This window comes from Polynucleobacter sp. 80A-SIGWE, from assembly GCF_018882295.1.
In the GTDB taxonomy this organism is placed as follows: Bacteria; Pseudomonadota; Gammaproteobacteria; order Burkholderiales; family Burkholderiaceae; genus Polynucleobacter.
In genome coordinates, this window is record NZ_JACVOR010000002.1 from 625247 (window position 1) to 640445 (window position 15199).

The 15199-nt window shown below is 46.0% G+C and carries 10 protein-coding genes; 5 read left to right on the top strand and 5 right to left on the bottom strand.

Translation table 11 applies throughout. From position 1 onward, the window contains the following. Positions 1 to 2: 2 nt before the first annotated feature. The 4 genes from ICN25_RS07975 to ICN25_RS07990 form a co-directional block, all read right to left on the bottom strand. Positions 3 to 2129, bottom strand: a complete 2127-nt coding sequence (locus tag ICN25_RS07975; protein ID WP_216181123.1) for a M3 family metallopeptidase — start codon at positions 2127 to 2129, stop codon at positions 3 to 5. A 68-nt stretch (positions 2130 to 2197) separates the two neighbouring features. Next, on the bottom strand, positions 2198 to 3058 hold the full coding sequence (gene folD / locus ICN25_RS07980) for a bifunctional methylenetetrahydrofolate dehydrogenase/methenyltetrahydrofolate cyclohydrolase FolD (RefSeq protein WP_216181126.1): 861 nt from the start codon (positions 3056 to 3058) through the stop codon (positions 2198 to 2200). 7 nt (positions 3059 to 3065) lie between these two features. Further along, entirely contained in the window at positions 3066 to 3713 is a 648-nt protein-coding gene (locus ICN25_RS07985) for a response regulator transcription factor (RefSeq protein WP_216181129.1), read from the bottom strand. A gap of 37 nt (positions 3714 to 3750) precedes the next feature. Beyond that, a complete protein-coding gene (locus tag ICN25_RS07990) occupies positions 3751 to 6261 on the bottom strand; it encodes a PAS domain S-box protein (protein ID WP_216181132.1) in 2511 nt (836 codons plus the stop codon). A 203-nt stretch (positions 6262 to 6464) separates the two neighbouring features. On the opposite strand from ICN25_RS07990, the gene aceE reads away from it, so the two are divergent. The 3 genes from aceE to lpdA are packed head-to-tail and all read left to right on the top strand — an operon-like array spanning position 6465 to position 12284. After that, entirely contained in the window at positions 6465 to 9161 is a 2697-nt protein-coding gene (gene aceE / locus ICN25_RS07995) for a pyruvate dehydrogenase (acetyl-transferring), homodimeric type (RefSeq protein WP_216181135.1), read from the top strand. A 15-nt stretch (positions 9162 to 9176) separates the two neighbouring features. Beyond that, complete coding sequence (gene aceF / locus ICN25_RS08000; protein WP_216181138.1) at positions 9177 to 10484, top strand: dihydrolipoyllysine-residue acetyltransferase; 1308 nt, start codon at positions 9177 to 9179, stop codon at positions 10482 to 10484. A gap of 9 nt (positions 10485 to 10493) precedes the next feature. Further along, positions 10494 to 12284: a dihydrolipoyl dehydrogenase gene (gene lpdA / locus ICN25_RS08005; protein ID WP_216181154.1), complete on the top strand. Its 1791-nt coding sequence runs from the start codon at positions 10494 to 10496 to the stop codon at positions 12282 to 12284. 85 nt (positions 12285 to 12369) lie between these two features. Here the strand turns inward: lpdA and ICN25_RS08010 are convergent, their stop codons facing one another. Then, positions 12370 to 12936, bottom strand: coding sequence for a phasin family protein (locus ICN25_RS08010; RefSeq protein WP_216181158.1), 567 nt, complete (start codon positions 12934 to 12936; stop codon positions 12370 to 12372). 203 nt (positions 12937 to 13139) lie between these two features. Between ICN25_RS08010 and ICN25_RS08015 the strand changes: the two genes are divergently transcribed. Next, the gene (locus tag ICN25_RS08015) at positions 13140 to 14027 is read left to right on the top strand and encodes a DMT family transporter (protein ID WP_216181161.1); all 888 of its coding nucleotides are present in this window, start codon (positions 13140 to 13142) and stop codon (positions 14025 to 14027) included. Between the two features lie 110 nt (positions 14028 to 14137). Continuing rightward, complete coding sequence (locus ICN25_RS08020) at positions 14138 to 15178, top strand: serine hydrolase (RefSeq protein ID WP_216181164.1); 1041 nt, start codon at positions 14138 to 14140, stop codon at positions 15176 to 15178. The last annotated feature ends 21 nt before the right edge of the window (positions 15179 to 15199 follow it).

Genomic DNA, 15199 nt, shown 5'->3' on the forward strand with positions numbered 1-15199 from the left:
CGCTAAGCTAAGCCACCATGTCTTAATAGGGCGTCGATGCTTGGCTCACGACCTCTGAACGCTTTAAAAGACTCGGCAGCAGGGCGGCTACCGCCCACTTCCAGAATTTCAGTTCGGTAGCGTTTACCTGTTTCTGCATCAAGTACGCTACCGGTTAGCTTTGCAGACTCTTCAAAGGCGGCATATACATCGGCAGAAAGTACCTCTGCCCATTTATAGCTGTAATAACCCGCAGCGTAGCCACCCGCAAAAATATGGCTAAAGGTATTGATCCAGCGGGAGAGGGCTGGCTGAGGAATGACATTGAATTGATCTGCAATACTCCTAGAGAGATCGAGAACAGCTTGAGCTTGTGCTTTTTTAGGATCAAAGCTGGCATGTAGTCGCCAATCGGTTAATGACATCACAACCTGACGCAGTGTCATGTAACCATTTTGGAAATTCTTCGCAGCGAGCATTTTGTTAAATAACTCCTTAGGGAGTGGCTTGCCCGTTTCAGCGTGGGCTGTCATCTTTTCCAAGACCTCCCATTCCCAGCAGAAGTTTTCCATGAACTGGCTTGGCAATTCGACAGCATCCCATTCAACGCCATTGATACCGGATACGCCCAAAGCACTTACTTGCGTTAACAGGTGATGTAATCCGTGACCGCTTTCATGGAAGAGGGTAATGACATCATCATGAGTAATTGTTGGTTGTCGTAGTACACCATCCACCTTTACTGGCGGCGCAAAGTTGCATACTAAATACGCTACTGGAACTTGAATTTCACCATTTGGCAGCTCTCGACGACCTCGTGCATCATCCATCCAGGCGCCACCACGCTTACCGGGTCGAGCATAGGGGTCTAAGTAAAAGTAAGCGACGATCTGGTTATCGGCATTTTTAACCGAGAAGGACTGAACGTCTGCATGCCAAGTTGGTAGGGCGGCAGCTTCAATCTTCACTGCAAACAATGTTTGAATAACTCCAAACAAGCCTTCTAAAACTTTAGGTAATGGAAAATATTGCTTTAATGCATTCTCAGAAAAAGAGTAGCGCTCTTGTTTTAGTCTTTCAGATGCAAAAGCAATATCCCACGGTTCTAATCTATCGGCAATACCGAGTTCAGATTTGGCAAAGTCAGAGAGCTCTTGCCAATCTTTGAGAGCAAAGGGTTTTGCTTTCTGTGCGAAGGTAGTCAGGAAGGTATCAACCTCCTCAATATCATTTGCCATCTTTGGGGCCAAGCTCAAGGCTGCGTAATTTTTAAATCCCAGCATGACTGCTTCTTCATCACGCAGTTTGAGTTGCTCGAGCATATTCTGCGTATTATCCCAATCCATTTTTCCTTTGGCATATTGAGGGGCTAATTCAGAGGCTCGCGTCACATAGGCTTCATACATGAGGCGGCGCAATGACCGGTTCTCAGAGTACTGCATCACTGGATAGTAGGATGGGAAATGCAATGAGAATGCCCAGCCTTGAAGCTGCTTCTGCTGGGCAAGATCAGCAGCTGCAGCGATCACATCTTCTGGCAAACCCTTTAAATCTGTTTCATCTGTAACGACATGTACAAAGCTATCTGTTGCATCCAAAACATGGTCAGAGAACGCTTTACCTAATAGCGCTTGCTCATCCTGTATCGCCGCAAAGCGGGGTTTTTGTGAGTCAGCCAGCTCTGCACCGCCAAGACGAAAATCTCTTAATGAGTTTTCTATCACTTTTTTCTGTGCTGTAGATAGCTTTGCGTAACTAGGGCTTTGACTAAGTTCTTTAAACTTTTCATACAGCGCTAGATTTTGACCTAGGCTTGAAAAAAAGGCGGTTACCTTGGGCATCATCTCACCGTAGGCTGCTCGAAGTTCGGGAGTATCTGCCACACTATTCAAGTGAGAAATGACTCCCCACGATCTGCTGAGCGACTCAGTTGCATCCTCAAGTGGTTCAAGCAAGTCATCCCAGCTTGCTGGAGTACTCTGATCGACTGCATGAGCTACCGCTTTTTCTGCTTGCGCCAGCAGAAAATCAATTGCAGGCTCAATGTCTGAAGGCTTTACTTCGGAGTAGGTGCAAATGCCTCTTCCGAATGAAATCAGTGGATTCTTTTGGAGTTCAGCAGAGGGCTTTAAAGGTGTTGATGTAGTCATCCCTATAGCTTAATGGACGATGCCAACTTTTGCTATTTAGACATTAATAGCCGCCAAGATAGGAAGGGCTAGTGAGACGGCTTAGCTGCTTTTTCTGCTGCTTCTAGGGTATTCATGAGGAGCATAGTGATGGTCATCGGACCTACACCGCCTGGCACAGGGGTAATCCAGCCAGCGACATATTGAGCTGCATCAAAATCTACGTCGCCACAAAGCTTGCCATCAGGCATACGATTGATGCCAACATCAATTACAACCGCACCATTTTTCACCATATCGCCGGTAATCATTTTGGGTTTACCAGTGGCAACCACCAAAATATCTGCATCCTTAGTGTGATGCGCTAAGTCACGCGTCTTGCTATTGCAAATCGTAACGGTAGCACCCGCTTGTAATAAGAGCATTGCCATTGGCTTGCCAACAATATTGGATGCGCCTACGATCACTGCGCGTGCGCCGCGAATGGGGTATTCAATACTCTCTAAGATCTTCATGCAGCCAAACGGCGTGCAGGGTTTGAATTCAGGTTGGCCAACCATTAGGGCGCCAGCATTAGCTACGTGAAAGCCGTCCACATCTTTTTCTGGGGCAATTGCTTCTAGTACACGTTCGGCCGCAATATGCTCAGGAAGGGGGAGTTGAACCAAGATTCCATGAATGGCAGGATCGGCATTCAGTGTGGCAATGCGAGCAAGTAATTCTTCTTCACCTAAATCGGCCGAATAGCGCTCGAGTACCGAATGAAAGCCTACATCTTCGCAAGCCTTAACTTTGTTGCGGACATAAACCTGGCTAGCAGGATTTTCACCAACAACAATTACAGCTAAACCTGGTCTAACACCTTTGGCGGTGACGATGGCTCCACGTGCTGCAATCTCAGTGCGTAATTTTTTAGATAGGGCGACGCCGTCGAGTAGCTGTGCAGGCATAGGAGAATTAATTGGGTTGTGGGTCTGAGAGCGCTAAGCGGAGCAAGTCTGCAACGGTATTCACGTTGAGCTTTTCCATAATGTTGGCGCGGTGCGCCTCTACAGTTTTAATGGAGATACCAAGATCATCTGCAATCTGTTTATTCAAGCGACCCGCCACAATGCGCTCAAGGACTTGGCGCTCACGGCCAGTCAATTTGCTCAAGAGGCTTTGGGTAATCTTGCGTTGACTTGCTTGTGAGTAATCAATGCGTGCTTTAGCAAGCATACGATCTACCAAACCGCAGAGATCATTTTCTTTAAATGGTTTTTCAATGAAATCCACTGCACCACGCTTCATGGTGGAGACTGCCATTGAGACATCACCATGACCGGTGATGAAAGCAACTGGCATTGGCAGATTTTCACTAATTAAACGTTCTTGTAATTCAAGGCCAGACATCCCTGACATACGGACATCTAAGATGGCGCAAGAGATAGTGGATTTATCTGTGCTTTGCAGTGACTGCAAGAATCGTTCTGCGCTAGCATGGCAGCGAACAACATAACCATTGCTTTCCAGCAACCAGGTGAGGGAGTCGCGGACAGCTTCGTCGTCATCCACAACGTAAACCACTTCAGCTTGATTGGGTTTGTTAGCAGTACTCATGTTCATATTAGCTCTCGCAGATAAATCTAAAAAATCGCATTAATTAAATTTTTCCCTCGGAGCCTGGAGCCTCGAGGGGTAATAGTATTGTAAAGGTGCAGCCCGACAGCTTTGTATGTTCTGCATCCATGTGATTTTTTGCCCAAAGACGACCCTGATGGGACTCAATTACAGACCGGCAAATATTCAACCCCATGCCCATACCATCGTTTTTGGTACTAAAAAAGGGCTCAAACATGCGTTGAATGACAGTTTCGGCTATTCCAGCGCCTGCATCTGTCACCTGAATGCGTAGCATGGCGGGGAAGGTGCTGGTATCCAGATCAGCCGCAATCCGAACTGGAGGTGCTGACCAGCGCGAGGAAAGGGGATAAACCTCTCTCAAGCTATCAAGGGAATTTTTGAGAAGGTTGACTAGTACCTGAAGAATTAAGACTGGATCAACGTCAACCGTTGGGAGATTTTCGGCAATTTCTGTAGTGATGCTGAGTCGATGGCGATGTGCCTCGATTTCGACAAGCCCAACAGCATCATTAATAATTTCACTGATATCGCATGATTTGCGTTGGGGCTCGCTGCGCTTCACAAAACCTTTAATACGCTGAATGATGGTGCCTGCTCTATGTGCTTGGTCAGAGGCCTTTTCCAGCGCAGGAAGAATATCTTTCTGCATGACGGGATCCAAGTGACCTTGCAGTCGTTTCGCTACACCCATGCAATAGTTGGAGATCGCTGCCAGCGGTTGATTTAACTCGTGGGCTAGCGAAGAGGCCATTTCACCCATCGTGGTTAAACGACTGGTAAATTGCATGCGCTCTTCTTGTTGGCGTGCCAAATCATCTGCTTCGATACGAATCGTAATATCGGTAGCAATTAGTAATTGTGCCAAATGTCCATCAACCCAGGGTACGAAACGTCTGCGAACCTCATACCATTTTGATGTTCCATTGGATTCATCTAGTAATTGAATTTCTTCCGACTCTGTTTCTTGATATAGAGAAGAGGGTGGTGCACCCTCAGCAAGAGCCTGCAGGATATTTTGTTTCATATCGCTACCAGCTAAATCAAAATGACCTTTAGCGTTATCGCCAAATCGTTCGCGATAAAAGCGATTTGCAAAGAGTAATTCACCAGTCTCATTCGAGACAACTGATACTGCGGCATCCAAACCCTCTAAAACAGTAATGAAACGCTCTTGGGAAGCTGCTAATTCTTCTCGAATTTTCTTTGGCTCGGAAATATCAATTAATGAAGTTACCCAACCCGTTTGCTTACCCTTTTCATTAATCAGTGGTGAGATAAAGGTGCGAGTTTGAATGATCGTGCCATTGCGGTGGAGGATTGATCCCTCGATACCAAGCTTTTTATCTTGACTTAGCGCCAGCTTGAGAGCTTGGTTCATTTTCTCGGTGAGCTCAGTCTTTTGCCCTTCGGGCCAGAAGGCAAACGGCGGGCTAAGTCCAATCAGTTCTTCTGCTGACCAGCCCGTCATCTCGCAAAAGGCCGGATTGACATAGGTGATCATCCTATTCATATCGTGCGCACGAATTCCCACCGGAGTAGAGTTTTCCATTGCGCTTCGGAAGTTGGTTTCCGCACGAAGATTCGCTTCAGCCTCTTGTCGAACCTGCATCTGTTTTAGAACTGACCACAGACTCCAGATAACGAAGGCACTTAAACCTAGCACTACGCCGATCAACATTCTGAATGTCAGGTTCGTAGCTGGTGGATAGGTATCAATACGCAAACTGAGATTTGGGCTGAGTACTCCTATGTCCAGACTGGTTTGATTGCTAAATGCTCGCTTGGGCGTATTTTTGTCAGATGAAATTGCTAAGACCTTATCGTCATCGGTGATCAAGGTAAATCGATATTGGCCTTTTAGCTCCCCAGGAATCATCTCCAGTAAACCCTGGGTTGTGTATAAGACGGCAACCATACCTTTAATTTCATTGCCTGAAATTTGAGGCACCGTTTGCCAAAACACATTTCGAATTTCTTTTGAGATTAATTCATCACTTGGTACTTCAAGCGTAATGAACTGACTAAATGCTGGTCTATTAGTAGCGGCGCTAAGTTCTAGTGTTTTTTTCAGGGCTTGATTAATAACGCCCGCATTATTAACTTTATTAAACCAATCAGTTTTTAAGTTATCCGGTGGAATTCTCCACTTTCGTTCACTTGCTTCGTTAATCCAAACGATCTGCGCAATTTCATGGTTACTTTGGAGAAGATTTTCAGCCTGAATAATGACGTTTTCTTTTAATTTTGCAGAATCTCCGGCTCCAGCAGAATCCCGGCCAATTGATTGCAGTACATCAGTGTTATTTGCAAAGCGTAATTGGATCCGTTGCTTGGCAAAAGACAGCTCTCTAAATAGTGCCGCCTCTTGCTGGCTCTTTTCCTGAAGTTGCAGGGTGCCCATAATCACACCCATTACTACGGTAAATAGAACAATTGCTATTAATGGTGTGTAGACAAGCTTAAAACCCCGTATTCGACGGAGCCATTTCACAGGCTTTAGTTGCCAGATTGAAAATGCGATTTTTTTCATGTAATCCGCTTATTTTGCCTTATGGGCAGCTTTCTCCAAGCAATTAGGTCGGATTCATACATTTGATTGCGATGCAACAAAATACCACATAGTGAGAAATACTATCATTATGTGGAAAATTGCTTGTTTACACCCATAGACCTTCCTAGAATATTGCCTATAGAGTGAATAAATAAGACCGATGTGAATAATGGAGGCAGTTTATGGCAGCAGTTCCAGATCAAATTTTGGGTAGCGCAGGTAAGCAAGACGCGGATCCAGGTGAAACCCAAGAGTGGTTACAGGCGCTAGATGGCGTTATTCGGAATGAGGGTCCTGAGCGTGCTGCATATCTTATTGACCAGCAAATTTCCCATGCGCGAGTCAATGGAGTTAACCAGCCATTTCATGCTGAAACTCCTTACATCAATACGATTCCAGTGGAGCAGCAAGCGCGCTTACCTGGTGATCAAAACGTTGAGCATCGTATTCGATCCTATACACGTTGGAATGCAATGGCTATGGTCCTGCGCGCCAACAAAGATACCAACGTAGGTGGACATATTTCTTCCTTCCAGTCTGCGGCTACTTTGTACGACGTAGGCTTTAACCATTTCTGGCATGCACCATCGCCTGAGCATGGTGGCGACCTGATCTTTGTTCAGGGACATTCTGCACCTGGTGTGTACGCTCGTGCCTACATGCTTGGTCGTTTGTCAGACGAGCAGTTAAATAACTTCCGTCAAGAAGTTGGCGGTAAGGGCATCTCTAGTTATCCGCATCCTTGGTTGATGCCAGATTTCTGGCAATTCCCAACCGTGTCTATGGGCCTTGGCCCAATCATGGCTATTTATCAAGCGCGATTTATGCGCTACATGCAGGACCGCGGATTTATTAAAGCAGAAGGTCGCAAAGTTTGGGCCTTCCTCGGCGACGGTGAGACCGATGAGCCAGAATCACTTGGCGCTATTGGTATGGCTGGCCGTGAAAAATTAGATAACCTCATTTTTGTTGTGAACTGTAACTTGCAACGTCTTGATGGTCCCGTGCGCGGTAATGGCAAGATCATTCAGGAGCTCGAAGGGGAGTTCCGCGGCGCTGGTTGGAATGTTATTAAGGTTGTTTGGGGTGGTCATTGGGACGCTTTGTTCGCGCGTGACAAAAAAGGCATCTTGATGCAGCGTCTCGGTGCAATCGTGGACGGTGAATACCAAACCATGAAAGCCAAGAACGGCGCATATGTACGTGAAACCGTCTTCAACACTCCCGAACTAAAGTCTTTAGTGAGCGACTGGAGCGACGAGGAAATCTGGCAGCTCAATCGTGGCGGTCATGATCCACATAAAGTATTTGCTGCCTTCCATTCAGCTGTAAATCACAAGAATCAGCCTACAGTTATTTTGGCCCACACTATTAAGGGTTACGGTATGGGTGGTTCAGGTGAGGCGATGAATATTGCCCACCAAGCTAAGAAGATGAATGCGGATGACGTGCGTCGCTTCCGTGATCGTTTTGAGATCCCAGTTAAAGATGAACAACTCGATGAAATGCCTTTGGTGAAGTTTGCTGAGGGTAGTGCTGAGCTTGAGTACATGAAAGCGCGTCGTCAAGAGTTGGGTGGATATTTGCCACAGCGCCGTATGAAAGCGGAGAGCTTGCCAGTTCCTGCTCTCGATGTATTCGCGCCATTATTGGAGGCAACTTCAGAGGGTCGCGAGATCTCTACAACAATGGCTTTCGTTCGCATCCTCAATACGATTGTGCGCGATAAGGTTTTAGGTAAGAGGGTGGTTCCAATTGTTCCGGATGAGTCACGTACCTTTGGTATGGAAGGCATGTTCCGCCAGCTAGGTATCTGGAATCAACTGGGTCAGCTATATACCCCAGAAGATCATGATCAACTGATGTTCTATAAAGAGGACAAGACTGGTCAGATTTTGCAAGAAGGTATTAATGAAGCGGGTGGTATGTGCGACTGGATCGCTGCTGCAACTTCATACTCAACTCATGGTGTGCCGATGTTGCCCTTCTACATCTTCTACTCCATGTTTGGTTTCCAGCGTATTGGCGATCTCTGCTGGGCTGCAGGTGATATGCGTAGTCGCGGTTTCTTATTGGGCGGCACTGCCGGTAGAACCACGCTAAATGGTGAAGGTCTCCAACATGAGGATGGCCACAGCCAGGTATGGAGTGCTGCTATTCCAAACTGCATTAGCTATGACCCTTCATTCTCATTTGAAGTTGCCGTGGTGATTCAGGATGGTATGCGTCGCATGTTGGCTGAGCAAGAGGATGTGTATTACTACATCACTTTGATGAATGAAAACTATGCTCACCCAGCAATGCCAAAGGGTGCGGAGCATGACATCATTAAAGGCATGTACAAACTTAAATCCGTTGGTGATGCCAATGCGAAATTGCGCGTACAGCTTTTAGGTTCAGGAACAATTTTCCGTGAAGTCATTGAAGCCGCTGAAATCTTGCATAAAGATTGGGGTATTGCTTCTGATTTGTGGGGTTGTCCAAGCTTTACAGAGTTAGGTCGAGATTGGAATGCAGTTCACCGCAATAATCTTCTCAATCCAACAGCTGCACCTGCTTTATCCCATGTAGAGAAGTGCCTTAAAGATACTGCTGGCCCAATTATTGCCGCTACTGACTATGTACGATTATTTGCAGAGCAAATCCGTCCTGCAATTCAGCATATGGGTCGTCGTTTCGAAGTATTGGGCACCGATGGCTTTGGTCGCTCCGATACCCGTGAAAAATTACGCGATTTCTTTGAGGTGGATCGTCGCTGGGTTGTATTAACAGCGCTACGTTCATTAGTGGATGCTGGTCAGCTTGATCGTCAAAAACTAGCCGAGGCGATTAAGAAATATGAAATCGATATCACTAAACCAAACCCAATGATGGTTTGATCAGAGACAGATACTATGAGCCAACTAATTGATATTAAAGTCCCAGATATTGGGGATTACACAGATGTGCCTGTCATCGAAGTATTGGTAAAAGCCGGTGATCGCGTTGAAAAAGAGCAGTCTATTGTTGTTCTGGAATCAGATAAGGCAACTATGGACGTTCCATCATCACACTCCGGTGTGGTGAAAGAGGTCAAAGTTAAAGTGGGTGACTCGATTTCGGAAGGCGCTATTGTTTTAGTGCTTGAAGAAAGTGGTGAGGCGGCTGCTCCAGCAGCTGCACAAACTACAGCAGCTCCCGCGGCAGTAAAAGCTGAAGCAGCCCCAGCTCCTAAAGTGGAGCCTCCAATCGTGCGTGCACCTGCACCACCCCCTGTTAGTAATACACCGGTTGAAGTTGATCCAACAGCAAGTCATGCAAGCCCTTCAGTACGTAAATTTGCTCGTGAACTTGGCGTTGCTGTTCACCAAGTCAAAGGCTCCGGACCAAAAGGCAGAATTACTCAGGAAGACGTGCAGGCTTTTGTAAAAGCGGCAATGAGTGGTGGGGCTGGTAGCGCATCAAATGCATCGGGCGGAAGCTTGGGTGGATTGAATCTCATTCCTTGGCCTAAAGTAGATTTCTCTAAATTTGGAGAGACTGAGCGTCAGCCACTCAATCGTATTAAGAAGTTGACTGCAGCAAACCTAGGCCGCAACTGGGTCATGATTCCTGCGGTGACTTATCACGAAGATGCCGATATTACCGATCTCGAGGCATTTAGAGTTCTCACCAATAAAGAGAATGAAAAGCAGGGCCTCAAAATCACCATGTTGGCTTTCTTGATGAAGGCGGCTGTGGCTGCTCTTAAGAAGTACCCTGAGTTCAATAGCTCTATTGACGGTGATGACTTGGTATTGAAGAAGTATTTCAATATCGCATTTGCCGCAGATACGCCAAATGGTTTAGTGGTACCAGTCATTCGTGATGCAGATAAAAAAGGTATTTTTGAGCTTGCTCGCGAAACCTCCGAATTAGCTGCGCTTGCACGGGATGGAAAATTAAAGCCAGATCAAATGCAAGGTGCTAGTTTCACTATTTCCTCTCTGGGTGGTATTGGCGGTACGTATTTCTCACCAATCGTGAATGCACCCGAGGTCGCAATCTTGGGTGTAAGCAAAGCTGCTATGAAGCCTGTTTGGGATGGCAAGCAATTTGTCCCTCGCTTAATTTGCCCATTGTCATTGAGCGCTGATCATCGTGTAATTGATGGTGCTTTAGCAACACGCTTCAATGTCTATATCGCTCAGCTGATGTCCGACTTCCGTCGCGCAGCGTTATAAGGAGAAGATATGGCTAAGCAAATTATTCTCGTACCAGATATTGGTGATTATTCAGATGTGCCAGTTATTGAAGTGCTCATCAAGGTAGGCGATGTTATTGAAAAAGAGCAGCCCTTACTTGTGCTGGAATCTGATAAAGCTACGATGGAAGTTCCGGCTGATGCTGCCGGAACTATTCTGAGTATTTCCGTTAAGGCTGGTGACAAGGTTAGCAAGGGTAGTGCGGTTGCAGAAATTGAAGTGGGGGCAGCAGCAGCGCCTCAAGCTTCTACACCTGCAGCAAGCCCATCCCCTGCGCCTGCTCCAGTAGCCGCTCCTGTGATCAGCGCTCCTATCGCTGGTCAATATAGCGGTAAGGTTGATCATGAGTGTGAAGTGCTTGTCTTAGGTGCTGGCCCAGGCGGCTATAGCGCTGCATTCCGAAGTGCGGACTTGGGCATGAGCACCATCTTGGTAGAGCGTTACTCCACTTTGGGTGGTGTGTGCTTAAACGTGGGTTGCATCCCATCAAAAGCACTGCTTCATACGACCTCCGTGATGGATGAAGTGAAGACAATGTCTAAACATGGCATTAGTTATGGCGCTCCAAAAATTGAAATTGATCAACTACGTGGTTACAAAGATTCTGTTATTGCCAAGTTGACCGGTGGATTGGCTGGCATGGCCAAAGCACGTAAGGTGACTGTTGTTCGTGGCCTCGGCCGTTTCTTAGATGCAAATCACGTCGAGGTTGAGTTAACCAAGGGTGATGGCCAAGATTTGGCTGGGAACAAGGAAGTGATTCGTTTTCAGAAAGCAATTATTGCTGCTGGAAGTCAGCCAGTAAAGCTACCGTTCTTGCCAGAAGATCCGCGCATTGTTGATAGCACAGGTGCTTTATTGCTCAAGAGCATTCCAAAGCGCATGTTAGTTATTGGTGGCGGCATTATTGGTTTGGAGATGGCTACTGTCTACAGCACCCTGGGTTCACGCATTGATATCGCTGAAATGATGGATGGCCTGATGGCTGGTGCAGATCGCGATTTAGAAAAGGTTTGGGAGAAATTTAACGCCGGCCGTTTTGAAAAGATCATGCTCAAGACTCGCGCCTCTAAGGCTGAAGTTAAGGCCGATGGTATTCAAGTGAGCTTTGAGGGTGAGAGCGCTCCTTCGGAGCCGCAGACATACGACCTAGTATTGGTTGCAGTAGGGCGCACACCTAATGGCAAAAAGATTGATGCAACTGCTGCAGGAGTGATCGTGGATGAGCGGGGATTTATCCCAGTAGATAATCAAATGCGCACTAATGTAAACAACATTTTTGCTATTGGCGATATCGTTGGTCAACCTATGCTTGCTCATAAGGCAGTGCATGAAGGACACGTTGCAGCTGATGTTGCTGCTGGTGAAAAATCCTACTTTGATGCTAAGCAGATTCCATCTGTAGCCTATACCGATCCTGAAGTAGCTTGGGCTGGCTTGACTGAAGAACAATGTAAAGCCAAAGGTATTGCTTATGAGAAGGGCTTATTCCCTTGGGCTGCTAGTGGTAGGGCGATTGCTAACGGACGTGATGAAGGTTTCACGAAGCTTATTTTTGATGCCACAACGAAGCGCATTATTGGTGGTGGAATCGTAGGCACTCATGCCGGTGATTTAATTGGTGAAGTGTGTCTTGCTATTGAGATGGGTGCTGATGCTGTAGATATTGGTAAAACAATTCATCCGCATCCCACCTTGGGCGAGTCAGTTGGCTTGGCTGCTGAGGCTGCTCACGGTCACTGTACTGATTTACCGCCGGTTAAAAAGAAGGCTCATTAATCAACGTATCTTGACTAGTTTGTTTGATAAGAAAAAGCCCCGAGAGATCGGGGCTTTTTTAATGCTGCTGCTATTGCAACAAGAATTACTTTTTCTTGCTAGTTTTAGTCGCAGGCTTGCTATTTGTTTTGATTGTCTTTTCAACTGTGCTGGTAGCATTGCTTAAGTTTGTTTGAGCAACTTCAACCGCATGCTTTACTGCTTTTTGGCTTGTTTCAAAAACGTTGGTAGCAGAAGCGATGGCTTGTTTAATCGCATTTACTGCGGCATCTGATCCTGCTGGCGCATTCTTAGTCCAGTCTTCAACTAGTGCATTAATTTTTTTGTGGCCCGCTTGCATCTCTTTTTCAGCAGAACTTGTAAAGTTTGCTTGTGTCTCGTGGGCTAAATCATAAAGATGGCGACTATAGGCCATGATTTTCTCAGCCATTGGCTGCACAGCTTCTGCTTGATGTGCGAGGAGTTGTTGAATATCTTTTACTTCCAAGGCTTTTTTAGCGCTGCTCATACTATCGCCTAGAGTTTGCTTGGCAATATGCATATTCAGTTCTACCAATTTCTCTATGCTTTGCAATGCTTGATTAGTTAGTCCGCTTAAGGTCTCTAAATTTGCTTTTTGCGCTGCTGCTATTTGTTCTGGCGTTAAGTTCATTTCATTCCCTTTCTTGTGGACTTTATCTCTTTACTCACTATGAGCTTTATCTTGAGCCTGTCAATTTAATTACGCACCATTTTACAGTAATAATGGTGCGGTGCAACATATTAAGTGAGATGCTGAGAAACGGGATGTGAGGATATAAAAAAGCCTAAAATCAGTAATTACATAAAAAACTCCACATTTTCAATAAGTTATCCATGAAATTGAAGCTAGACAGCCTAATTGCACCGCTATTTGTAGTTATCTGGAGTACAGGCTTTGTGATTGCACGTTTAGCTATGCCTTACGTAGAGCCAGCCACCTTCCTATTTTGGCGTTTTGCAGGCGTATTAATGGCTATGGCTTGTCTTAGTCTGGTGTGGAGAATCACTTGGCCTAGCTGGTCTCAAATGAAGCATATTGCAGTTGCTGGGATGTTGCTACAGTTTGGATACCTATTGGGCGTGTGGTTCGCTGTGCGTTTGGGAATGACGGCTGGCCTAGTAGCCATCATCGTTGGCCTTCAGCCGATTTTGACAGCTTGGTTTGCGGCCTGGGTTTCTGAAAGAGTGACTGGTAGACAGTGGATTGGCCTAGGCTTTGGTTTTGCTGGTGTGGCTTTAGTGGTGGCGGAAAAAATTGGTTTTGCCCATATTCCGTTGTTTAGCTATGTCCTCGCGTTTGCAGCTTTGCTTTCAATAACGTTTGGCACCCTCTATCAGAAGAAATTCTGCCCAGTATTCGATCTTCGCGCCGGTTCATCTATTCAGTTTGGCGTATCTGCTGTTCTCTGCTTTATTTGCATGTATTACTTTGAATCTGGTGTCATGGTGTGGAATGCTTCTGTTGTTGGCGCATTACTCTGGGCAATTTTCCCACTCTCCATTGGATCGATTAGCTTGCTCTTTATGATGATTCGCAAAGGGGCGGCAACCAAGGTAACGAGCCTCTTGTATTTGACGCCCCCAACTACTGCAGTAATGGCGTGGTTCCTATTTGATGAGCCATTCACTTTAATGATGGCAGGGGGCTTATTGCTGACTATGACTGGCGTTGTCCTGGTGAATCGCGGACAAACTAGCGCTGTTGCAACGATTGCAGAGTAAGGCTGTGCTGTAGGCAAGTATTTTTACCGCATATGTGGGCAATAATTGCTGCACAGAAGCAAAAGTTATTTATCATTCGGTATGTTAAAAGTTTTGGAAGGTATTTGGGGATGCATTTGAATCGATTTAGGCTCATCGCTCTAGCTGTATTAATGTCATTTGGCGTAGCCGCTTCTTTTCAGGTGAATGCAGCCAATAAGGATACTCAAACAGCGAAGACATCTAAGTCATCAACGAAGGCAACTACCAAGGTAGAGATAAAGAAAGTTGCTAAATCTTCCAAGAAATCTAAAGCCGTTCGCACTACAGTCACCCGATCCAACGATGCAGTTGTAGAGGCTAGACCTTCATTTGCGACTGCATTGGGATTGCGTGGACAGCATGATGACCTCAGCCTCAAGTCCAGTGTGGCAATGGTGGTTAATCAAGATACCAAAGAAGTCTATTTTGAAAAAAATCCATCTGTAAGTCTTCCGATTGCCTCCATCACCAAGTTAATGACTGCAATGGTGGTTCTCGACTCCAAATTACCTCTTGATGAAACTATTGTCATTAATGCGGATGATGTTCATATCTATCGAACTTCACGTCTTGCGGGCGGTACAGTCTTAACGCGCGAAGAAGCCTTGTTGTTAGCATTAATGTCCTCTGAGAACCGCGCCGCATATACTCTTGGTAGAAATTACCCAGGTGGTATTCCAGCATTTGTAGATGCTATGAATCGTAAGGCAAAAGAGATTGGCATGACGCATTCTCATTTTGCAGACCCAACAGGGCTAATGAGTGAGAACGTAGCATCTGCTGAAGATCTCACGCGTATGTTGAGTGCTGCTTATCAATACAAAATGATTCGCGAGTTTTCGACTTGGCCTGATTTAACTATGGTGATTGCAAAACGTCCACAGAAGTTCCTAAATACCAATCGTTTAGTGCGGGCTGGTGATATGAATATCGGTCTGCAAAAAACAGGTTTTATTAATGCGGCTGGCAAGTGCTTGGTGATGCAAGCTAGAGTAAACAACACGCCGTTATTGCTTGTTTTCTTGGACTCCGTTGGTACTCAGTCACGCTTTGCTGATGCTGTTAGGGTGCGCGATTGGTATGAGCGTATGCCTTCTGGCGAGCCGCATGCAATTCGTCGCTTAATGTAAGAATCACATTCGCGAACGAAA

Excerpts from the sequence above, each read along its gene's own strand:
- ICN25_RS07975 (WP_216181123.1), bottom strand. The coding sequence starts at position 2,129 with ATGACTACATCAACACCTTTAAAGCCCTCTGCTGAACTCCAAAAGAAT.
- folD (WP_216181126.1), bottom strand. The coding sequence starts at position 3,058 with ATGCCTGCACAGCTACTCGACGGCGTCGCCCTATCTAAAAAATTACGC.
- ICN25_RS07985 (WP_216181129.1), bottom strand. The coding sequence starts at position 3,713 with ATGAACATGAGTACTGCTAACAAACCCAATCAAGCTGAAGTGGTTTAC.
- ICN25_RS07990 (WP_216181132.1), bottom strand. The coding sequence starts at position 6,261 with ATGAAAAAAATCGCATTTTCAATCTGGCAACTAAAGCCTGTGAAATGG.
- aceE (WP_216181135.1), top strand. The coding sequence starts at position 6,465 with ATGGCAGCAGTTCCAGATCAAATTTTGGGTAGCGCAGGTAAGCAAGAC.
- aceF (WP_216181138.1), top strand. The coding sequence starts at position 9,177 with ATGAGCCAACTAATTGATATTAAAGTCCCAGATATTGGGGATTACACA.
- lpdA (WP_216181154.1), top strand. The coding sequence starts at position 10,494 with ATGGCTAAGCAAATTATTCTCGTACCAGATATTGGTGATTATTCAGAT.
- ICN25_RS08010 (WP_216181158.1), bottom strand. The coding sequence starts at position 12,936 with ATGAACTTAACGCCAGAACAAATAGCAGCAGCGCAAAAAGCAAATTTA.
- ICN25_RS08015 (WP_216181161.1), top strand. The coding sequence starts at position 13,140 with ATGAAATTGAAGCTAGACAGCCTAATTGCACCGCTATTTGTAGTTATC.
- ICN25_RS08020 (WP_216181164.1), top strand. The coding sequence starts at position 14,138 with ATGCATTTGAATCGATTTAGGCTCATCGCTCTAGCTGTATTAATGTCA.